Here is a 23563-nt window from a genome sequence, read left to right as displayed (position 1 = left end):
CGAAATCGTCCCTCACCCTTGCGAAGACTTACCGGAATTCGGCAAGGGGTCACTGGGGACGCACCGGAACCGGAACGGTCAGGAGATCCCGAATTCCTTGCCGAGCAGATCGAATACTTCGTCGTCCGTGGCCGATTCCAGATCGCTGCCCTGTCCAGGGCCTTCCGTCACCGGCGCCTTGCCGGAATCACCGGCAATCGCCAATACGGCCTGGAGCTTTGACAGGATCCGGTCGCGAGCTTCACTCTCCGACAACTTCGTGACCAATTCTTGTTCGACCCTGTCCAGGTCGGCAAGTAGGGAATCCACTAGGGCCGGTTCGGCCGCCCCCACCGTTTCCGTGAGCACGTGGTGGGCGAGGAGAGCGGGTGTCGGGTAGTCGAAGACCAGGGTCGCGGGGAGCCGCAGCCCGGTGGCCTTGTTCAGCCGGTTGCGCAGTTCCACGGCCGTGAGGGAGTCGAACCCCAGGTCCTGGAAGGCGTGTTCCGGCCGGACCGCGTGGGCCGACGCGTGGCCCAGGACCGCGGCCACCTCCGCCCGGACCAAGTCCTCGACCGCCTTGTCCCGCTCGGCTTCCGGCAGCCCCTCCAGGCGGTCGGCCAGCGATGACACCACGGAGGGCGCGGCAGCACCCTGCGCGGTCCTCCGGGCCGCGGCCGGCACGAGGGCGCGCAGCACCGCCGGCGTTTCACCGGCACGCAGGGCACCGGTGTCGATGCGGACCGGGGCGAGCACCGCCTCGTCCGACGCCAGCGCCGCGTCGAACAGCCTCAGCCCCTCCTCCGGCGGCAGCGGCAGCACGCCGCTGCGCGCCATCCGCGCCCGGTCGGCCTCGGCAAGGCCGTCCGTCATCGCGCCGGACTGCTCCCACACGCCCCACGCCAGCGAAAGGGCGGGCAGGCCCTCGCGGCGGCGGTACGAAGCGAACGCGTCGAGGAAGGAATTCGCCGCCGCGTAGCTCGCCTGGCCGGCGCTGCCGACCAGACCGGCGACGGAGGAGAACACCACGAAGGCGGCCGGGCCCATGTCCCGGGTGCAGTCGTGCAGATTCAGCACGGCGTCCACCTTGGGCCGGAAGACCTCCCTCATCCTTTCCGGCGTGACCGAGGCGAACACCCCGTCGTCGAGAACACCCGCGGTGTGCACGACGGCCGACAGCGGATGACCGCCGAGCCCGGCCAGCATTCCGCGGACCGCGTCCCGGTCCGCCACGTCGCAGGCCGCCCAGGTGACCTCGGCGCCCCACGCGGCCAGCTCGGCCTCCAGCTCCGCCGCACCGGGGGCCTCCGCGCCCCGGCGGCTGGCCAGCAGGAGCCTGCGCACCTTGTGCTCGGACACCAGGTGCCGGGCGACGAGCGCACCCAGCGAGCCGGAGGCGCCGGTCACGAGGACCGTGCCGTCGGAGAGGTCGGGCAGGTCGGTGGCGGAGTCGGGCGTGCCGGCGACAGCTCCGGTGGCCTTCGTCAGGCGCGGGACGAGCACGTCCTCGCCGCGCACCGCGAACTGCGGCTCACCGGAAGCGACCGCGGCGGGCAGCACGCGAAGCGCGTCCTCCGTGTCCTCGGCCTCCACCAGCACGATCCGGCCCGGGTTCTCCGACTGCGCGGACCGCACGAGCCCCCACACCGCGGCATGCGCCAGGTCGCCGGGACGGGTCACCAGCGCCAGCCGCGCCGGGCGGTCCTCCGCCAGCCACCACTGCACCAGCGCCAGGACCTCACTCGCGACGCCGTGCACCTGCTCGGCGCTGGGCGTTCCGGTGGCTTCCGGGCACGGCACGACCGCGACGTCGGGCAGAACCGCTTCGGTGGACAGAGTGGATGGGGCGGACAGAGCGAACAGAGCGGACAGGTCCGCGTAAGCCCGTACGTCGAGCCCGGCGGCAGCCTCGGGCAGGGCCAGCGGCTGCCATGCGAGGCCGAACAGCGAGTCGTCGGCGCCCCTGCCGGAACCGCCGGCCCCGAGCAGCTGCTCCCGCGACACCGGCCGCAGCGACAGCGAACCGACCGTGGCCACCGGGCCGCCCGCGGCGTCGGCCACGGTCAGCGACACCGCGTCGGTGCCCGTCCGCACGACCTTGACCCGCAGCGCCGTCGCCCCGGCAGCCCGGACGTTCACCCCGGACCAGGCGAAGGGCAGCAGCGGCCCGTCGCCGACGGGGACGAGCCCGCCCGCGCCGATCGCGTGGAGCGCCGAGTCCAGCAGCGCCGGATGCAGCGCGAACGCGCCCGCCTCCGCTTCCGTGCCCTCGGGCAGAGCGACCTCGGCGAAGACGTCGTCCCCGCCGCGCCACACCGACCGCAGGCCCCGGAAGACCGGACCGTACTCCAGGCCCAGTGCGGCCAGGCCTTCGTAGAACGCCGTCAGGTCGACGGCCTCCGCACCCGCCGGCGGCCACGCACCGATGTCCGCAACGGGCGGCGCCTCTGCCGAGGACAGCACACCGGTCGCGTGCCGCACCCACGGCGCGTCGTCCGACGCGTCGTCCGGCCGCGAGTGCACACTCAGCGCCCGCCTGCCCGGCTCTTCTTCCTCGGCACCGACCCACACCTGCACGGCCACACCGCCGCGCTCCGGGACGATCAGCGGTGCTTCCAGCGTCAGGTCCTCGATCTGCGCGCAACCGGCCTCGTCGCCCGCGCGCACCGCCAGTTCCACGAGCGCGGTGCCCGGCAGCAGCACGCTGCCCATGACCGTGTGGTCGGCGAGCCAGGGGTGGGTCTTGAGCGAGAGCCGCCCGGTGACCAGGTACCCCCCGGCGCCCGGCAGCGCGACCGCCGCACCCGCCAACGGGTGCTCGGCCGCACCGAGGCCGAGCCCGGTGGCAGCGGCACTGCCGGTGAACTCCTCGGGCGCGTCGAGCCAGAAGCGCTCGTACTGGAAGGCGTACGTGGGCAGGTCGACACGGCGAGCGCCGGGGAACAGCGCCTGCCAGTCCGGAGAGACGCCGTGCACGTGCAGTTCGGCCAGCGCGGTGACGACGGCCTGCGCCTCGGGGCGGTCGGCCCGTACGACCGGGACCGTCACCGCGCCGTCGTCCAGGCAGCCCTGGGTGAGGGCGCTGAGCACGCCGCCGGGGCCGATCTCCACGAAGGTGGTGACCCCCAGGTCGTGGAGGGTACGGACGCCGTCGGCGAAGCGGACCGCTTCACGGACGTGCCGGACCCAGTACTCGGCCGTGTACGGCTCGGCCAGGCGGCCGGTGAGGGTAGAAACCACCGGGATCCTCGGCTCATTGAAGGTCAGGCCGCTGACGGCCTCGGCGAAGTCCTCCAGCATCGGGTCCATCAGGGGCGAGTGAAAGGCGTGGCTGACCTTCAGGCGGGACGTCTTACGACCCTGTTGCTCGAACACCTCGGCGATCGCGGTGACCGCGTCCTCAACGCCGGAGACCACGACGGACCGAGGTCCGTTGATCGCCGCAATGCCGGCCTGCTCGGTGAGATGCGGCAGGACTTCCTCCTCGGTCGCCTGGATCGCGACCATCGCACCACCGGCGGGCAGCGCCTGCATCAGCCCGGCACGGGCGGAGACCAGCCTCGCCGCGTCCGGCAGCGACAGCACCCCGGCCACATGAGCGGCCGCGATCTCGCCCACCGAGTGACCCGCCACGTAATCCGGCCGGACACCCCACGATGCGAGGAGGCGGAACAGCGCGACCTCGAGGGCGAAGAGCGCGGGCTGCGTCGCCCCGGTCCGGTTCAGCTCCTCCGAGTCGACGTCGACGGGCGCGTCCAGAAGCGCGCACACCTCGTCGTACGCGGCGGCGAACACGGGGTAGGCCGCGTAGAGCTCACGCCCCATGCCGATCCGCTGCGAACCCTGGCCCGAGAACAAGAACCCGGCCTTGCCCCCGGAGCCCGGCTCGCCCGCGACGACCCGGGCGGACGGCGACCCTTCGGCCAGCGCACGCAGTCCCGCCAGGAGTTCCTCCCGGTTCTCCCCCACTACTGCTGCTCGGTGCTCCATCGCCGAGCGCGTGGTGGCGAGCGAGAAGCCGACATCGGCCGGCTGCAGATCCGTGGCCGCGTCCGCGAGGGAGAGCAGGCGTTCCGCCTGGTCCCGCAGCGCCGCCTCGCTCTTCGCCGACAGCACCCACGGCACCCACGGCACCACCGCATCCGGTACCGGAGCCGGGGACTGCTCAGCGGTGGAGGACGTGGAGGGCGCCTGCTCGACGATCACGTGGGCGTTGGTGCCGCTGATGCCGAAGGACGACACCGCTGCGCGGCGCGGCAGGTCGCTCTCGGGCCACTCCACCGCCTCGGTCAGCAACCGCACCGCGCCCGCCGACCAGTCCACGTGCGGCGTCGGCTCGTCCACGTGCAGCGTCCGCGGAAGCACGCCGTGGCGCATGGCCATGACCATCTTGATGACGCCGCCGACGCCCGCAGCCGCCTGCGAGTGACCGATGTTGGACTTCAGCGACCCCAGCCACAGCGGCCGGTCCCCGGCACGTTCCTGGCCGTACGTGGCCAGCAGCGCCTGCGCCTCGATCGGGTCGCCCAGCTTCGTGCCCGTGCCGTGCGCCTCCACCGCGTCGACCTGGTCCGAGGACAGGCCCGCGTTCGCCAGTGCCTGCCGGATCACCCGCTGCTGCGACGGACCGTTCGGCGCCGTCAGACCGTTCGAGGCGCCGTCCTGGTTCACCGCGGTGCCGCGGACGACCGCCAGCACCTGGTGACCGTTCCGGCGGGCGTCGGACAGCCGCTCCACCAGCAGCATGCCCGCACCCTCGGCCCAGCCCGTACCGTCCGCACCCGCGGCGAACGCCTTGCACCGGCCGTCCGCCGACAGACCGCGCTGACGGCTGAACTCCACGAACGTGGAGGGGGTCGCCATGACGGTGACGCCGCCGACGAGGGCCATCGAGCACTCGCCGGTGCGCAGCGCCTGGGTCGCCAGGTGCAGGGCCACGAGCGAGGACGAGCACGCCGTGTCGACGGTGACCGCCGGGCCTTCGAGGCCGAAGGTGTACGAGACGCGGCCGGAGGCGATGCTGCCCGCACTGCCGCTGCCCAGGTAGGCGTCCATGCCCTCCGGGGCAGTCTTCACCCGCCCGCCGTAGTCGTGGTACATCACGCCGGCGAACACGCCGGTCCGGCTGCCCCGCACAGTGGCCGGGTCGATGCCGGCCCGCTCGAACGCCTCCCACGACGTCTCCAGCAGCAACCGCTGCTGCGGGTCCATCGCCAGTGCCTCGCGCGGCGAGATCCCGAAGAAGGCCGGGTCGAAGTCGGCCGCCTCGTGGAGGAAGCCGCCATGGCGCACGGAGGACTTGCCGGAGCGGTCGGGGTCGGGGTCGTAGAGGTTCTCGACGTCCCAGCCGCGGTCCTCGGGGAAGCCGGAGATCGCGTCGCCGCCGGACGCGACGAGGCGCCACAGGTCTTCGGGCGACCGCACATCACCGGGGAACCGGCACGCCATGCCCACGATCGCGATCGGCTCGTCCGTCCCCGCGACCGCGGCGACGGCGGTCTCGGACCGCTCCTGGACGCCCAGCGTCTCGGCCAGTACGAAGCGGGCGAGTGCGACGGGCGTCGGGTGGTCGAAGACCATGGTCGCGGGGAGCCGCAGCCCGGTCGCCGTGTTCAGGCGGTTGCGCAGTTCCACCGAGGTGAGCGAGTCGAAGCCGGCGTCCTGGAAGGCGTGGTCCGGCTGGACGGCCCGGACCGACGCGTGGCCGAGTACGGCGGCGACCTCGGTTCGTACCAGGTCCAGCACCGCCTGCTCGCGCTCGGCCTGCGGCAGACCGGCCAGGCGCTGCCCCAGCGCGCCCTTCGGTGTGGCGTTCTGCGCCGTGCGCCGCGCGGTGGCCCGTACGGGGCGCAGTCCTCGCAGGACCGGAGGCACCGTGCCGTGCAGCCCGCTCAGGTCCAGCCGCAGCGGGGCGACGGTCGCCCGGCCCAGAGCCAGTGCCGCGTCGAAGAGCCGCAGTCCCTCCTCGACGGCTATCGGGGCCAGGCCCACGCGCTTGAGGCGGATGAGGTCGGCCTGGTCGAGCCGGTCGGCCATGCCGCTGCCCTGCTCCCACAGGCCCCACGCGAGTGAGATCGCGGGGAGGCCCTGGGCGCGGCGGGCTTCGGCGAAGGCGTCGAGGAAGGTGTTCGCCGCCGCGTAGTTGCCCTGTCCGGCGCTGCCCAGGATTCCGGACACCGAGGAGAAGACGACGAACGCCGACAGGTCGCTCGTCAGCGTCAGCTCGTGGAGGTTCAGCACGGCGCCGGCCTTCGGGCGCAGCACCGCGTCCATGCGCTCCGGCGTCAGCGCGGCGATCACGCCGTCGTCGAGGACGCCGGCCGTGTGCACGACGGCCGTCACCGGCGTACCGGACAGCACGTCGGCGAGGGCGTCCCGGTCGGCCGCGTCGCAGGCCGCCCAGCGCACCTCGGCGCCCTGCGCGGCCAGCTCGGCCTCCAGCTCGACCGCGCCGGGGGCGTCCGCGCCCCGCCGGCTGAGCAGCAGCAGGCTGCGCACGCCGTGGGCGGCGACCAGGTGCCGGGCGACGAGCCCGCCCAGCGCACCGGACGCGCCGGTCAGCAGGACGGGGCCGGTGCCGAAGGCCGGCGTGCCGTTGGCGGCCCCGCCGGCGTCCCCGGTGACCTTCGTCAGGCGCGGCACGAGGACGTCCTCACCGCGCACCGCGAACTGCGGCTCACCGGAAGCGACCGCGGCGGGCAGCACGCGAAGTGCTTCCTCGGTGTCCTCGGCCTCCACCAGCACGATCCGGTCCGGGTTCTCCGACTGCGCGGAGCGTACGAGACCCTGGACCGCGGCATGCGCCAGGTCGCCGGGGCGCGTCACCAGGGCCAGACGCCCCGGGCGGTCCTCCGCCAGCCACCACTGCACCAGCGCCAGTGCGGCGTGGGTGACTTCGCGGACACGGGCGGCGACGTCGTCGCCGGTCCCTGCCGGGCACGGCACGACTACGACGTCCGATGTCCCTTCCGACTCCCGCAGCGCGTCGAAGTCCGCGAAGGACTCGATCACCAGCGCGTCGGAGGAGGAAGCAGAAGAGGCGGCGGAGGGCAGCGCGAGCGGCGTCCACTCCAGCCCGAACAGCGGGCTGCTGTCACCGGCACCGCGCAGTTGCTCCGCCGGCACGGTCCGCAGCGACAGCGACTCGACCGAGGCCACCGGTTCACCTGCGACGTCGGCCACGGCCAGCGTCATCGAACCGTCGGCCGTCCGCGACAGCTTCACCCGCACCATAGCCGCGCCGGTGGCGTGAACGGCGACACCGGACCACGCGAACGGCAGAGCAGGGCCGTCGTCCAGCGAGACCAGCCCGCCCGCGGCCAGGGCGTGCAGGGCGGCGTCCAGCAGCGCCGGGTGAAGGGCGAACACGCCCGCCTCCGCTTCCGTGCCCTCGGGCAGAGCGACCTCGGCGAAGACGTCGTCCCCGCCGCGCCACACCGACCGCAGGCCCTGGAAGACCGGACCGTAGTCCAGGCCCGAGGCGGCCATGTCTTCGTAGAACGTGGTCAGGTCGACGGCCTCCGCGCCCGCGGGCGGCCACGCACCGAAGTCCGCGGCGGGCGGTGCTTCTCCCGAGGACAGCACGCCCGTCGCGTGCCGTACCCAGGTGGCGTCCTCGACGCGCGAATGCACGCTCAGCTGCCGCCGGCCCGACTCGTCCTCGGGGCCTACCGCCACCTGAAGGGTGACGCCGCCGCGCTCGGGCACGACCAGGGGAAGTTCCAGGGTGAGGTCTTCGACCCCTCCGCAGCCGGCCTCGTCGCCCGCCCGGACCGCCAGGTCCACGAACGCGGTGCCGGGCAGCAGAACGGTCCCGTTCACGGCGTGGTCGGCAAGCCACGGGTGGGAGTCGAGGGAGAGCAGCCCGGTGAGCAGGACCCCGTCACTGTCGGCCGTCGCGATCGCGGCGCCGAGCAGCGGGTGGTCGGTCGCCCCCAGACCCGCGGCCCGGACGTCACCGGACGCGCGGGGTACGTCAAGCCAGTAGCGCTCGCGCTGGAAGGCGTACGTGGGCAGGTCGATGCGGCGAGCGCCGGGGAACAGCGCCTGCCAGTCCGGGGAGACACCGTGGGTGTGCAGCCGGCCGACGGCGGTGATGACGGCGTACGGCTCGGGGTGGTCGGCGCGCAGGGTGGGGACGGTGACGACGGCGTCGTCCTCCAGGCAGTCCTGAGCGAGGGCGCTCAGGACACCGCCCGGGCCGACCTCCACGAACGTCGTCACGCCCAGCTCGTGCAGGCTCCGCACGCCGTCCGCGAAACGGACCGCCTCACGGACGTGACGCACCCAGTACTCGGGGGTGTAGGGCTCGGCCAGGCGACCGGTGAGGTTGGACACCACCGGAATCCGCGGCTCGCCGAACGCCAGGCCGCCGACGACCTCCGCGAAGTCGGCCAGCATCGGATCCATCAACGGCGAGTGGAACGCATGGCTGACCTTCAGACGCGACGTCTTACGGCCCTGCTGGGCGAAGACCTCGGCGACCGCGGCGACCGCAGCCTCCGCACCCGAGACCACGACGGACCGCGGTCCGTTGATCGCCGCGATGCCGGCCTGCTCCGTCAGGTACGGCAGCACTTCGTCCTCGGTCGCCTGCACGGCCACCATCGCCCCGCCCGCGGGCAGCGCCTGCATCAGCGCAGCCCGCGCCGACACCAGCTTCGCCGCGTCCCGCAGCGACAACACGCCTGCCACATGAGCAGCCGCGATCTCACCGACCGAGTGACCGGCCACGTAATCCGGCCGCACACCCCACGACTCCAGCAGGCGGAACAGCGCCACCTCGACCGCGAAGAGGGCGGGCTGCGTCGACCCCGTCCGGTTCAGCTCCTCCGACTCCACATCGACCGGCGCGTCCAGCAGCGCGCACACCTCGTCATAAGCCGCAGCAAAGACGGGGTACGCCGCATACAGCTCACCTCCCATACCCAGCCGCTGCGAGCCCTGCCCCGAGAACAAGAACCCGACCTTGCCCCCGCTGACACCACTGACACCGCTGACAGGAGCAACGCCCGAGGCCAGCGCCTCCAGGCCCCGTCGGATCCCGGCGAGGTCCGCGCCCACGACCGCGGCACGGCGCTCCAGCACCGCACGCGAGGTCGCCAGCGAGAAACCCACGTCAGCAGGCCGGGCCTCGGCACCCTCCCCGTCCATGAAGGACAGCAGCCGCCCCGCCTGGTCCCGCAGCGCCGCCTCGCTCTTCGCCGACAGCACCCACGGCACCACCGCATCCGGTACCGGAGTCGGGGGCTTTTCGGCAGTGTCGGGCGCCTGCTCGACGATCACGTGCGCGTTCGTACCGCTCACGCCGAAGGAGGAGACCGCCGCCCGTCGTGGGGCGCCGTTCTCGGGCCATTCCACCGCCTCGGTCAGCAACCGCACCGCGCCCGCCGACCAGTCCACGTGCGGCGTCGGCTCGTCCACGTGCAGGGTCCGCGGGAGGACGCCGTGGCGCATCGCCATGACCATCTTGATGATGCCGCCGACACCCGCCGCGGCCTGGGCGTGGCCGATGTTGGACTTCAGCGAACCCAGCCACAGCGGCCGGCCCTCGGGCCGCTCCTGCCCGTACGTGGCCAGCAGCGCCTGCGCCTCGATCGGGTCGCCGAGCCGCGTGCCCGTGCCGTGCGCCTCCACCGCGTCGACCTGGTCCGACGACACACCGGCGTTCGCCAGCGCCTGCCGGATCACCCGCTGCTGCGACGGACCGTTCGGCGCCGTCAGACCGTTCGAAGCACCATCCTGGTTCACCGCAGTGCCACGCACCACCGCCAGCACCTGGTGACCGTTCCGGCGGGCATCGGAGAGCCGCTCGACCAGCAGCATGCCCGCGCCCTCGGCCCAGCCCGTACCGTCCGCACCCGCGGCGAACGCCTTGCACCGGCCGTCCGCCGACAGACCGCGCTGACGGCTGAACTCCACGAACACGGACGGGCTCGCCATCACCGTGACGCCGCCGACCAGCGCCATCGAGCACTCACCGCTGCGCAGTGCCTGTGTCGCCAGGTGCAGGGCCACCAGAGACGACGAGCAAGCCGTGTCGACCGTGACCGCCGGGCCCTCCAGGCCGAACGTGTACGAGACGCGGCCCGAAGCGACGCTGCCCGCACTGCCGTTGACGAGGTAGCCCTCCAGTCCGGCCGGCGAGGTGTGCACGCGCCCGCCGTAGTCGTGGTACATCACTCCCGCGAACACGCCGGTCCGGCTGCCCCGCACGGTGGCCGGATCGATGCCGGCCCGCTCGAACGCCTCCCACGACGTCTCCAGCAGCAACCGCTGCTGCGGGTCCATCGCCAGTGCCTCGCGCGGCGAGATCCCGAAGAACTCGGCGTCGAACTCGGCCGCCTCGTGGAGGAAACCGCCCTCCCGGGTGTAGCTGGTGCCCCACTGGTCGGGGTCGGGGTCGTAGAGCTTCTCGACGTCCCAGCCGCGGTCCTCGGGGAAGCCCGATACCGCGTCGCGGCCGGTGAACACCAGCTGCCACAAGTCTTCGGGCGATTGCACGCCGCCGGGGTAGCGGCAGGCCATGCCCACGATCGCGATCGGCTCGTCCGCCGTGCCGCCGGCCGTCGGGACGGTCGCCGGGACCGCTGCCGCCGCCTCGCCGGGGCCCGCGGCCTCGGCGGTGAGGAAGCGGGCGAGGGCGAGGGGGTTCGGGTAGTCGAAGATCAGCGTGGCGGGCAGGCGCATGCCGACGGCCGCATTGAGCCGGTTGCGCAGTTCGACGGCGGTCAGCGAATCGAAGCCGATGTCCTGGAACGAGTCGTCGGCGCCCACCGACCGGGCGCCGCCGTGACCGAGCACGGCGGCGACCTCGGTACGCACCAGGTCCAGCACCGCCTGCTCGCGCTCGGCCTCCGGCAGACCGGCCAGCCGCTGCCCCAGCGACCCCTTCGGGGCCGCCTGCGCCGCGCGCCGCACCGGCGCCACCCGGACCAGACCCCGCAGGACCGGCGGTACGGGCTGCCCCTGCCCGTCCCGGAAGGCGGTGGTGTCGAGCCGGATCGGGGCGACGGCCGCCCGCCCGGTGGCCAGGGACACGTCGAACATCCGCAGGCCTTCCGCCGGCGGGATCGCGGCGAGGCCCATGCGCTTGATGCGCGTGAGATCGGTGTGGTCGAGGCTGCCGGTCATGGCGCTGTCGCTGTCCTGCGCCCACAGGCCCCACGCCAGCGACGTGGCGGGCAGGCCCTGGGCCCGGCGGTGCTCGGCGAGGGCGTCGAGGAAGGTGTTGGCGGCCGCGTAGTTGCCCTGGCCGGGCGTGCCCAGCGTGCCCGCCACCGAGGAGAAGAGCACGAACGCGGACAGGTCGCCGCACAGCTCGCCGGCCAGTTCGTGCAGGTTCAGCGCGGCGTCCACCTTGGGCCGGAACACGCCGTCCAGCCGCTCGGGGGTCAGCGAGCCGACGATGCCGTCGTCCAGGACACCGGCGGTGTGGACGATCGCGGACAGGCTCCGCCCGTCCAGGAGGTCGCGGACGGCGTCGCGGTCGGCCACGTCGCAGGCTGCCCAGGTGACCTCGGCACCCTGCAGGGTCAGTTCGGCGGCGAGCTCGGCCGCACCGGGCGCGCCCCCGCCGCGGCGGCTGACGAGCAGCAGGCTGCGCACACCGTGCTCGGCGACCAGGTGCCGGGCGAACAGTCCGCCCAGCCCGCCCGACGCGCCGGTCAGCAGGACGGTGCCGGAACCGAGGGCGGGGAGCTCCGGATCCGCCGCGTCCGGCGCGGCGATGCGGACGAGCCTCGGTACGCGGACCTCGTCCGCGCGCACCTCGGCCTGCGGCTCGCCGGAGGCGATCAGGCCGGGCAGCACCCCGACGAGGCTGTCATCAACATCGGCATCGGCATCGGCATCGGCATCGGCATCGGCAACAATCTCGACCAGCACGATGCGGTCGGGGTTCTCGCTCTGCGCCGAGCGCACCAGGCCGCGGACCGCCGACTGGGCCAGGTCTCCCGTACGCAGCACCAGCACCAGGCGCGCCGGCCGTTCCTCGGCCAGCCACCACTGCAGCAGACCCAGTACGGCATGGGTGATCTCGCGGACCCGGGCGGCGGTGTCCGCGTCGGTCCCGGCCGGGCAGGGCACGACCACGGCGTCGGCGTCGGAGGCCGCCGACGAACCGGCGGCCCGCAGGGCGGCGAGATCTTCGTACGTCTTGATCCTCAGGCCGTCGGGCGCGGACGGGAGGCCGGCCGGCGTCCACTCCAGGCCGAAGACCGCGTTGTCGCTTCCGGAACCGGCGCGCAGCTGGTCGGCGGGGACCGGGCGCAGCGTGAGCGAGTCGACCTGTGCGACCGGCTCGCCGGTGCCGTCGGCCAGCACCAGCGACACGGCGGACGTACCGGTGCCGGTGCCAGTCCCGGTGCCGGTGCCGGCACGCGAGACCTTCACGCGGAGACCGGACGCCCCGGCGGCCGTCAGGCGCACGCCGCTCCAGGCGAAGGGCAGCAGTCCGTTGCCCGTCCCGGCCTCGGGCTCGACCGCGCCCAGCCAGACGGTGTGCAGGGCCGCGTCGAACAGCGCGGGGTGCAGGCCGTACGCCCCCGCCTCCGTCCGCTCCCCGCCGGGCAGTTCCACCTCGGCGAAGAAGTCGTCCCCGCTGCGCCACGCGGCACGGAGGCCCTGGAAGACAGGGCCGTAGTCGAGGGCCATCTCCGCGAGCCGGTCGTAGAACCCGGCGACGTCGAGGGGTTCCGCGCCGACGGGAGGCCACGCGGCGAGCGAGCCGTCCACCGGCCCTCCCGTGGCGACGGTCAGCGAGCCGGAGGCGTGCCGGACCCACGCCCGCCCGGACTCGTCCTCGTGGGCGTACGCGTCCTCGTCGTCGCTGCGCGAGTGCACGGTCAGTGGCCTGCGGCCCGAGCCGTCGTCGGCACCGACCCGCACCTGCAGGGCGACGCCACCGCGCGCGGGAACGAGCAGCGGGGTCTCCAGCGTCAGTTCTTCCAGCAGGTCGCAGCCCACGGCGTCGGCAGCCATGATCGCCAGCTCGACGAACGCCGTCCCGGGCAGGAGGGCGACGCCGCTGACGGCGTGATCCGCCAGCCACGGGTGCGTGTGTGCCGACAGCCGCCCGGTGAGCAGGTGCCCGTCGCCGTCGGCCAGCGGCACGGCGGCGCCGAGCAGCGGGTGACCGGCTTCGCCCTGGCCCACCGCGCGCATGTCACCGGCGGAGGCGGGGGCGTCGAGCCAGTAGCGCTCGCGCTGGAAGGCGTACGTCGGCAGACCGATGCGCCGGGCGCCGGGGAAGAAGGCGTGCCAGTCCACCTCGACGCCGCTGACGTGCAGTTGGGCGTACGCGGTGGTGATGGCCTGCGGCTCGGGGCGGTCGGCGCGGAGAACGGGGACGGTGACGACGGCGTCGTCGTCCAGGCAGCCCTGGGTGAGGGCGCTCAGCACGCCGCCGGGGCCGATCTCCACGAACGTGGTCACGCCCAGCTCGTGCAGGCTCTGCACGCCGTCGGCGAAACGGACCGCCTCGCGGACGTGGCGGACCCAGTACTCGGGGGTGTAGGGCTCGGCCAGGCGACCGGTCAGGTTGGACACCACCGGGATCCGCGGCTCATGGAAGGTCAGGCCGCGGACGACCTCACCGAACTCCTCCAGCATGGGGTCCATCAACGGCGAGTGGAACGCGTGGCTGACCTTCAACCGGGACGTCTTGCGGCCCTGCTGCCTGAAGACCTCGGCGATCTCCAGCACGGCGCCCTCAGCACCGGAAACCACCACGGACTGCGGCCCGTTGATCGCCGCAATGCCTGCGTGCTCGGTCAGGTGCGGCAGAACTTCGTCCTCGGTGGCCTGAACCGCCACCATCGCTCCACCGGCCGGCAGCGCCTGCATCAGCGCGGCACGCGCCGACACCAGCTTCGCCGCATCCCGCAGCGACAGCACACCCGCCACATGAGCAGCCGCGATCTCGCCGACCGAGTGACCCGCCACGTAATCCGGCCGCACACCCCACGACTCCAGCAACCGGAACAGCGCCACCTCGACCGCGAACAACGCGGGCTGCGTCGACCCCGTCCGGTTCAGCTCCTCCGACTCCACATCGACATCGACCGGCGCGTCCAGCAGGGCGCACACCTCGTCGTAGGCCGCGGCGAAAACAGGGTACGCGGCGTACAGCTCGCGCCCCATCCCCAGCCGCTGCGACCCCTGTCCCGAGAACAGGAACCCGACCTTGTCCGCCGAGTGCGCGCGCCCGGTGACGACGTTCGCCGGCGCTTCGCCGGCGGCAAGGGCCTCCAGCCCCGCCCGCAGCTCGGCCGCGTCGGTGCCGATCACCGCGGCCCGGTGCTCCAGTGCCGAGCGCGTCGTGGCCGACGAGAATCCGGCATCGGCGGGCGGGACGTCGTCGGCCGCGAAGGCCAGCAGGCGCTCCGCCTGCGCCCGCAGCCCCGCCTCGCTCTTCGCCGACAGCACCCACGGCACGGGCACCGGGCGGTGTTCCCGGGCGGCCGGCTCGGCCTCGGCCTCAGCAGGCGCCTCTTCGAGGATCGTGTGGGCGTTGGTGCCGCCGATGCCGAAGGACGACACCGCGGCCCGGCGGGGTCCGGAGGTGCCGGGCCAGTCCACCGGCTCTGTCAGCAGCCGCACGGCGCCCGCCGACCAGTCGACGTGCGCGGTGGGCTCGTCCACGTGCAGGGTCTGCGGCAGCACGCCGTGGCGCATCGCCATAACCATCTTGATCACGCCGGCCACGCCCGCGGCGGCCTGCGTGTGGCCGATGTTGGACTTGACCGAGCCCAGCCACACCGGCCGGTCGTCGGAGTGTTCCCGGCCGTACGTGGCGAGGAGCGCCTGCGCCTCGATCGGGTCACCCAGCTTCGTCCCTGTGCCGTGGGCCTCGACCGCGTCCACGTCGGCCGGGGTGAGCCCGGCGGAGGCCAGGGCCTGCCGGATGACCCGCTGCTGCGAAGGACCGTTGGGGGCGGTCAGGCCGTTGGACGCGCCGTCCTGGTTCACGGCGCTGCCGCGCACCACCGCCAGCACCTGGTGGCCGAGGCCCTGAGCGTCGGACAACCGTTCCACCAGCAGCAGGCCGACGCCTTCGCCCCAGCCCGTGCCGTCCGCGCCGGCCGCGAAGGCCTTGCAGCGCCCGTCGGGCGACAGGCCGCGCTGGCGGCTGAACTCCACGAACAGGTCAGGGGTGGTCATGACGGTGACGCCGCCGACGAGGGCCATGGTGCACTCGCCGCTCCGCAGTGCCTGCGCGGCGAGGTGGAGGGCCACGAGCGACGACGAGCAGGCCGTGTCGACCGTGACCGCCGGGCCTTCGAGGCCGAACGTGTAGGAGATGCGGCCGGAGACGACCGACGCCGCCTTGCCGGTGAGCGCGTATCCCTCGATCTCCTCGGGGGCGTTGCGCAGGCCGTTGGCGTAGTCCTGGCCGTTGGTGCCGATGAAGACACCGGTGCGGCTGGCGCGGACGGACGCGGGGGCGATGCCGGCGCGCTCGAAGGCCTCCCACGCGGTCTCCAGCAGCAGCCGCTGCTGCGGGTCCATCGCCAGGGCCTCACGCGGCGAGATTCCGAAGAGGCCGGCGTCGAAGCGGTCCGCGCCGTCGATGAAGCCGCCCTCGCGCGCGTAGGTCCTGCCGGGCCGGTCGGGGTCGGGGTCGTAGAGCGAGTCGGTGTCCCAGCCGCGGTCGGCGGGGAAGCCGGTCACCGCGTCCCGGCCGGAGCGCAGCAGCTCCCACAGGTCTTCCGGCGACTGGACGCCGCCCGGGAAGCGGCAGCTCATGCTGACGATCGCGAGGGGCTCGTCGGTCGGGGCGGCGGCCGTCGCCCGCGCGGCGTCCGCCTCCGACCCGTGCCGGCCGAGGAGTTCCTCGCGCAGGTGGCGGGCGAGGGCGGTGGGCGTCGGGTGGTCGAAGACCAGGGTGGTGGGCAGCTTGAGGCCGGTGGCCGTAATGAGCCTGTGGCGCAGTTCGACGGCGGTGAGCGAGTCGAAGCCGGTCTCGCGGAATGTCCGGTCGGCGTCGAAGGCGCCCTTGCCCGCGTGGCCGAGCACCGTGGCGGCCTGCTCACGGACCAGGTCCAGCAGGGCACGCTCCTGCTCCCCCGGCGCTGCGCCCAGGAGGCGCTGGACCAGCGCCGACGCGGGCACCTCGGCGCTCCGCGCGGCCTGAGCGCGTGCTTCGAGGGCCTTACGGGCCTCCGGCACGCCCTGCAGCAGCGGGCAGGGGCGCGTGGCGGCGAAGGCCGGGACGAAGCGGTCCCAGTCCACGTCCGCGACGGTCACGGAGGTCTCGCCGTGGGTCAGCGCGCCGTGGAGCACGGAGATCGCGGGCCGGGCCGCGAGCGCCCGGACGCCGCGCCGCCGCAGGTGGTCGCCGGCGGCGCCGTCGGCCATGCCTCCGTCCGCCCAGGGCCCCCACGCGACGGCCAGCGCGGGCAGGCCCTGCGCCCGGCGCTGCTCGGCGAGGGCGTCGAGGAAGGCGTTCGCGGCGCCGTAGGCGCCCTGGCCGCCGTTGCCCCACACACCGGTCATCGACGAGAACAGGACGAACGCGTCGAGGTCCCGGCGGTCCCGGGTGAGCTCGTGCAGGTGGAGCGCGGCGTCCGCCTTGGGACGCAGCACGTGCTGCAGACGCTCGGGCGTGAGCGATGCGACCAGGCCGTCGTCGAGCACGCCTGCGGTGTGCACCACGGCGTTCACGGTGTGCTGGTCGAACAGTGCGGCGAGCGCGTCGCGGTCGGCCGCATCGCACGCGGCGACGGTGACCTGAACGCCCAGTTCCTCCAGCTCCGCCTTGAGTTCGGCGGCGCCGGGGGCCTCGGGGCCACGGCGGCTCGTGAGCAGCAGGTGTCCGGCCCCGGCGGTGGCCAGCCAACGGGCCACGTGCCCGCCGAGCGCACCCGTACCACCGGTCACGAGCACCGTGCCGCGCGGCGACCAGGGCGCGTCCACCGGTGCCGCGCTCTGCGGCGCGCGGACCAGACGGCGGCCCGACACGCCGGAGGCACGTACGGCGAGCTGGTCCTCGTCGGCCTGGGTCAACAGGCGGGCCAGCCGCTCCAGCGAGCGGGAGTCGAGTTCGGCGGGCAGGTCGACGAGCCCGCCCCAGCGCTGCGGCTGCTCCAGGGCGACCACCCGGCCCAGGCCCCAGATCCGGGCCGAGGCGGGGTCGGTGAGCGGGTCGGAGGCGCCGGTCGACACAGCGCCGGTGGTCAGGCACCACAGTGGGGCTTCGATTCCGGCGTCGCCGAGGGCCTGGACGAGCAGGACGAGCTGCTGGAGGGCGTCCGTCCCTGCGTCCGCTCCCGCCTCCGTCCCCGCCTCGACGCCTGCCGCGACCCCTGCCGCGACCCCTGCCGCGGCGAAAACGATGCCGTCGGCCTGCTCGTGCCCGGCGTCGGCCAGGGCCCGGGCCAGGGAGTCGCGATCGGCGTCCGCGTCCACGACGAACGGTACGAGCTCCACGCCGAGTTCCGTGAGCCCGGCGTGGATCGCCGCGGTCCATGCGGTCTCCTGGGAAACCACGTAGATCCAGGTCCCCGCCGGTAGGACGCCCCCGGCGTCGCCGAGCGGCTGCCAGGTGACCCGGTAGCGCCGGCCGTCGGCGGCGGACTGCTCGCGCCGCTGCCGGCGCCAGGCGGACAGCTTCGGCGCGACCACGTCCAACGCGTCGGGGGCCAGCCCCAAGAGCGCACCGAGGGAGGCACGGTCCTCGCTCTCGACGGAGTCCCAGAACTCGGCGTCCACCGTCTCCGGCGCACCGGCGAGCGCCGCCTGAGGCGCATCGAGCCAGTAGCGCTCGCGCTGGAAGGCGTACGTGGGCAGGTCGATGCGGCGAGCGCCGGGGAACAGCGCCTGCCAGTCCGGGGAGACACCGTGGGTGTGCAGCCGGCCGACGGCGGTGATGACGGCGTACGGCTCGGGCCGGTCGGCACGGAGCGCGGGGACGGTGACGACGGCGTCGTCCTCCAGGCAGCCCTGGGTGAGGGCGCTCAGGACACCGCCGGGGCCGATCTCCACGAAGGTGGTCACGCCCAGCTCGTGCAGGCTCCGCACGCCGTCCGCGAAACGGACCGCCTCACGGACATGACGCACCCAGTACTCGGGCGTGTACGGCTCCGCCAGGCGACCGGTGAGGTTGGACACCACCGGAATCCGCGGCTCGCCGAACGCCAGGCCGCCGACGACCTCCGCGAAGTCCTCCAGCATCGGGTCCATCAACGGCGAGTGGAAGGCATGGCTGACCTTCAGACGCGACGTCTTACGGCCCTGCTGTGTGAAGACCTCGGCGATCTCCAGCACGGCGCTCTCAACGCCCGAGACCACGACGGACTGCGGACCGTTGATCGCAGCAATGCCGACCCCGTCGGTCAGGTGCGGCAGCACCTCCTCCTCCGTCGCCTGAACCGCCACCATCGCCCCGCCCGCGGGCAGCGCCTGCATCAGCGCAGCCCGCGCCGACACCAGCTTCGCCGCATCCCGCAGCGACAGCACACCCGCCACATGAGCAGCCGCGATCTCACCGACCGAGTGACCGGCCACGTAGTCCGGTCGCACGCCCCACGACTCCAGCAGCCGGAACAGCGCCACCTCGACGGCGAACAACGCGGGCTGGGTGCACCCTGTCTGGTGAAGCGTTTCGGCATCAACATCGACCGGCGCGTCCAGTTCCGCGCACACTTCGTCGTAGGCCGCGGCGAAAACGGGGTACGACGCGTACAGCTCGCGCCCCATACCCAGCCGCTGCGAACCCTGGCCCGAGAACAAGAACCCGACCTTGCCCCCGACGGCACCGCCCGCCGATGCAGCACCCGAGGCCACCGCCTCCAGCCCCTGCCGGAGCTCCGCCAGGTCCTCCCCCACGACCACCGCGCGGCGCTCCAGCACCGCACGCGACGTCGCCAGCGAGAACCCCACGTCCGCCGGACGCACCCCTGCGGCCTCGGCGCCTTCGGCGTCCAGGAACGCCAGCAGGCGTTCCGCCTGGTCCTGCAGCGCCGCGTCGCTCTTCGCCGACAGCACCCACGGAACGGGTCCCGTCACGGCCGCCTCGGAGGCAGGTTCGTCGCTCGTCACGGCCTGCTCGACGATGACGTGCGCGTTCGTGCCGCTGATGCCGAACGAGGAGACCGCGGCCCGCCGCGGTGCGTCGCCTGCGGGCCACTCCACCGCGTCGGTCAGCAGCCGTACGCCGCTCTCCGCCCAGTCGACGTGCGGCGTCGGCTCGTCCGCGTGCAGGGTCTGCGGCAGCACGCCGTGCTGCATCGCCATGACCATCTTGATCACGCCGGCCACACCGGCCGCGGCCTGCGTGTGGCCGATGTTCGACTTCAGCGAGCCCAGCCACAGGGGACGGTCGCCGTCCCGTTCCCGGCCGTAGGCGGCGATGAGGGCTTCCGCCTCGATCGGGTCGCCGAGCCGCGTGCCCGTGCCGTGCGCCTCCACCGCGTCGACGTCGGCGGGTGCGAGTCCGGCGGAGGCCAGGGCCTGCCGGATGACGCGCTGCTGCGAGGGGCCGTTCGGAGCCGTGAGCCCGTTGGAGGCGCCGTCCTGGTTCACGGCGCTGCCGCGCACGACCGCGAGCACCCGGTGCCCGTTGCGCTCGGCGTCGCTGAGCCGTTCGACCAGCAGCATGCCGACGCCTTCGGCCCAGCCGGTGCCGTCCGCGCCGGCGGCGAAGGCCTTGCACCGGCCGTCGGCCGAGAGCCCGCGCTGGCGGCTGAACTCCACGAACATGCCGGGCGTGGACATCACGGTCACGCCGCCGGCCAGGGCCATCGTGCACTCGCCGCTCCGCAGCGACTGAATGGCCAGGTGCAGGGCGACCAGGGACGACGAGCAGGCCGTGTCCACCGTCACGGCGGGTCCTTCGAGGCCGAAGGAGTAGGCCACGCGGCCGGAGGCGACGCTGGTCGTCGTGCCGGTCAGCAGGTAGCCGTCGATGCCGTCGACGGGCTCGTGCAGCCGGGGGCCGTAGTCCTGTGCCGTGGCGCCGATGAACACGCCCGCCCGGCTGCCGCGCAGCGTGGCCGGGTCGATGCCGGCGCGCTCGAACGCCTCCCAGGCGGTCTCCAGGACCAGCCGCTGCTGCGGGTCGATGGCCGTGGCCTCGCGGGGGCTGATGCCGAAGAAGCCGGCGTCGAACCCGGCCGCCTCGTGCAGGAAGCCGCCGTGCCGCGTCGAGGACTTGCCGGGTGTGCCGGGCTCCGGGTCGTAGAGCGCTTCGACGTCCCAGCCGCGGTCCGCCGGGAAGCCGGTGATGGCGTCGCCGCCGGAGGCGACCAGCCGCCACAGGTCTTCGGGCGAGTGCACCCCGCCGGGCAGGCGGCAGCTCATGGCCACGATGGCGATGGGCTCGTCGGGGTCGGCCACCGTTGCGGCCTCGGAGACCGCCGCGCCCTCGCCCAGGGACTCCGCGCCGAGGTGGCGGGCGAGTGCGGCGGGGGTGGGGTGGTCGAACAGCAGGCCGCTGGGCAGGCGCAGTCCGGTGGCCTCGCCGAGCCGGTTGCGCAGTTCCACCGAGCTGAGCGAGTCGAAGCCGAGGTCCTTGAACGTCCACTCGGTCTCGACCTGGCGGGCTTCGGAGTGCCCGAGGACGGCGGCGACGTGGGCGCGGACGAGGTCGGCCACGGCTTCGTCGCGTTCGGCCTCGGGCAGTCCGGCGAGCCGCTCGCCCAGGATCCCGGCGGGCGCGCTCGCGTTCCCGGCGGTCTCGTCCGGCTGCGGGGCGGCAGGGGCCCGGGTGGTGCCGGCGGCCGGGGAGGCGGTGGCGCCGTCCAGCCAGTACCGCTGCCGCTCGAACGCGTAGGTGGGGAGCGCGACTTTACGACGTACGCCTCGGCCTCCGAACAGGGCCGTCCAGTCCGGCTCCAGGCCGTGGACGTGCAGCGAGGCGACCGCCTCCAGCAGGGCCCGGGCCTCGGGGCGGCGGGCGCGCAGGGCGGACACGAACAGGGCGTCGGCGTCGCCGCTCGTGCCGGCGCCGGCGCGGGCCATGGAGGTGAGGACGCCGCCGGGGCCGAGCTCCAGGTACGTACGGACGCCGTGCTCGTCGAGGCGGGCGACACCGTCGGCGAAGCGGACCGCGTCGCGGACGTGGCCGACCCAGTACGCGGCCGAGCACCCTTCGTACTCCGCGGGCTCCTCGGACAGCCGGCCCGTCACGTTGGACACGATCGGGATGCGCGGCGCGTGGAAGGTCAGCCCGTCGGCAACGCGGCCGAACTCCGCCAGCATGGGTTCCATGTGCGGGGAGTGGAAGGCGTGGCTGACCCGCAACCGGCTGGTCTTGCGGCCGAGACCGGAGAAGGCGTCGGCGATCTCGGTGACGAGGTCCTCGTCGCCGGAGACGACGACGGAGTCCGGGCCGTTCAGCGCGGCGATGCTCGCGCGGTCGGTGCGGTCGCCTATACGGGCGCGGACCTCGTCTTCCGTCCCCTGGACCGCGATCATGGCGCCGCCGGTGGGCAGTTCCTGCATCAGGCGGCCGCGCGCGGCGACCAGCGCGCAGGCGTCGGCGAGCGTGAGGACGCCCGCAACGTGCGCGGCGGCGAGTTCGCCGACGGAGTGGCCCATCAGCACGTCGGGGGTGATGCCCCAGCTCTCCAGCAGCCGGAACAGACCGACCTCTACGGCGAACAGCGCGGTCTGCGTGTACAGGGTGCGGTCGAGTTCGGCTGCTGCCTCGGTGCCTTCGGGGGCGAACATGACCTCGCGCAGCGGCCGCGGCAGGCGGGCGTCGAGGTGCGCGCACACCTCGTCGAGCGCAGTGGCGAACTCCGGGAAGGCCTCCGCCAGTTCGCGGCCCATGCCGGCGCGCTGGCTGCCCTGGCCGGAGAAGAGGAAGGCGAGCTTGCCGCGCGGGCCGGTGCGGCCGGTGGTCAGTGCGGCGCCGACGCCGCCGGTGGACAGTTCGCGCAGGGCGCGCAGGAAGTCGTCGCGGTCCTCGCCCACGACGACGGCCCGGTGCTCGAAGGCGGTGCGCCCGGTGGCCAGCGACCAGCCGACGTCGGGCAGGGCGAGGTCCGGGTGCGCCTCGGCGTGCGCGAGCAGGGCGGCGGCCTGGGCGCGCAGCCCGGAGGCGGTCTTGGCGGACAGCGGCCACGGAGTCGGGGCCGTCGCCGTCCCCGCATCCGCATCCGCGCCCGCGCCCGCCACCTCCGCCTGCGCCTCCGCAGCCGCGTGGTGTTCCTCCAGCACGACGTGGCAGTTGGTGCCGCCCATGCCGAACGAGCTGACTCCGGCGAGGAGCGGGCGGCCGTCCCGGTCCTCCCACGCGGCGTGCTCGGTCTGCACCCGGAGGTTCAGCCGTGTGAGCGGGATCGCCGGGTTCGGGGTCTCGAAGTTGAGGCTCGCGGGCAGTTCGCGCCGGCTGAGCGACAGTGCGGCCTTCAGGAGGCCGGTGATGCCTGCGGCGCCTTCCAGGTGGCCGACGTTGGTCTTGGCCGAGCCGACGTGCAGGGGCCGGTCGGATGCGCGTCCGGCGCCGAGCACGGCGCCGAGGGCGGCCGCCTCGACGGGGTCGCCGACCTTGGTGCCCGTGCCGTGCAGTTCCACGTAGCCGACGCGGGCGGGGTCGACGCCGGCCCGCTCGTAGGCGAGCCGGAGCACCTGTTCCTGCCCGGACTGCAGGGGGACGGTCAGGCCGTCGCCGCCGCCGTCGTTGTTGACCGCGCTGCCGCGGATCACGCAGTAGACCGGGTCACCGTCCGCAACAGCCCGGGCCAGTGGCTTGAGGACGACGATGCCGCCGCCTTCGCCGCGGACGTAGCCGTTCGCGCGGGCGTCGAAGGTGAAGCAGCGGCCGTCCGGGGACAGGCCCCCGAACTTGGCGGCGCCCAGGGTGCTCTCGGGGACGATGTTGAGGTTCACGCCGCCCGCGAGGGCGATCGTCGATTCGCCCTTGCGGAGGCTCTCGCAGGCCAGGTGGACCGAGACGAGGGAGGAGGACTGGCCGGAGTCGACGGTCAGGCTGGGGCCGTTCAGGCCGAGGAAGTACGAGACCCGGTTGGCGATGATGCTGCGGTGCAGGCCGGTGACGGTGTGCGGGGAGATGGCCGTGAGCCCGGAGTGGTGGTGCAGGGTCGCGTAGTCGTCCCAGATGGCGCCGACGAAGACTCCGGTCCGGGTGGAGCGCAGCGTCGCGGCGCGCACGTGCGCGTCCTCCAGCGCTTCCCAGGCCAGTTCCAGGACGAGTCGCTGCTGCGGGTCCATGGCCGCGGCCTCCTTGGGCGAGAGCCCGAAGAACGCCGCGTCGAAGTGGCCGATGCCGTCGAGGAATCCGCCCTTGCGGATGTCGGTCCTGCCCGGTGCCGCCGGGTCGGCGTCGGCCACGGCGGCGCCGTCCCAGCGGTCCCGGGGGACGTCGGTGATCGCGTCCGTGCCCTCGCTGAGCATCCGCCAGAAGGCGGCCGGATCAGCGGCCCCCGGCAGCCGGCAGGCCAGGCCGATGACGGCAATTCCATCGGCTGATTCGGCCGGATCAGCCGGAGCAGCCGAGACCGAACCGGCCCGATTCCCCGTCCCGTTGAGCTCGGACTCGACCATATTGCGCTCCACCCACCCACACAGAGAACGAAAAGGCACCGCACACACGGCGGCGTGACCCCAGTCTCGGCCC

1 protein-coding gene is annotated in these 23563 nt (G+C 73.8%); it reads right to left on the bottom strand.

Annotated elements, in window-relative coordinates; all coding sequences use genetic code 11:
• Positions 1–78 precede the first annotated feature (78 nt).
• On the bottom strand, positions 79–23490 hold the full coding sequence (locus ACSNOG_RS04625; RefSeq protein WP_436751217.1) for a type I polyketide synthase: 23412 nt from the start codon (positions 23488–23490) through the stop codon (positions 79–81).
• Between the last annotated feature and the right edge of the window lie 73 nt (positions 23491–23563).

This window comes from Streptomyces sp. URMC 124 (assembly GCF_051386455.1).
Classification (GTDB): Bacteria; Actinomycetota; Actinomycetes; order Streptomycetales; family Streptomycetaceae; genus Streptomyces.
The sequence above is the reverse complement of the archived record's forward strand: the minus strand, read 5'-3'. Positions and strand labels throughout refer to the sequence as shown.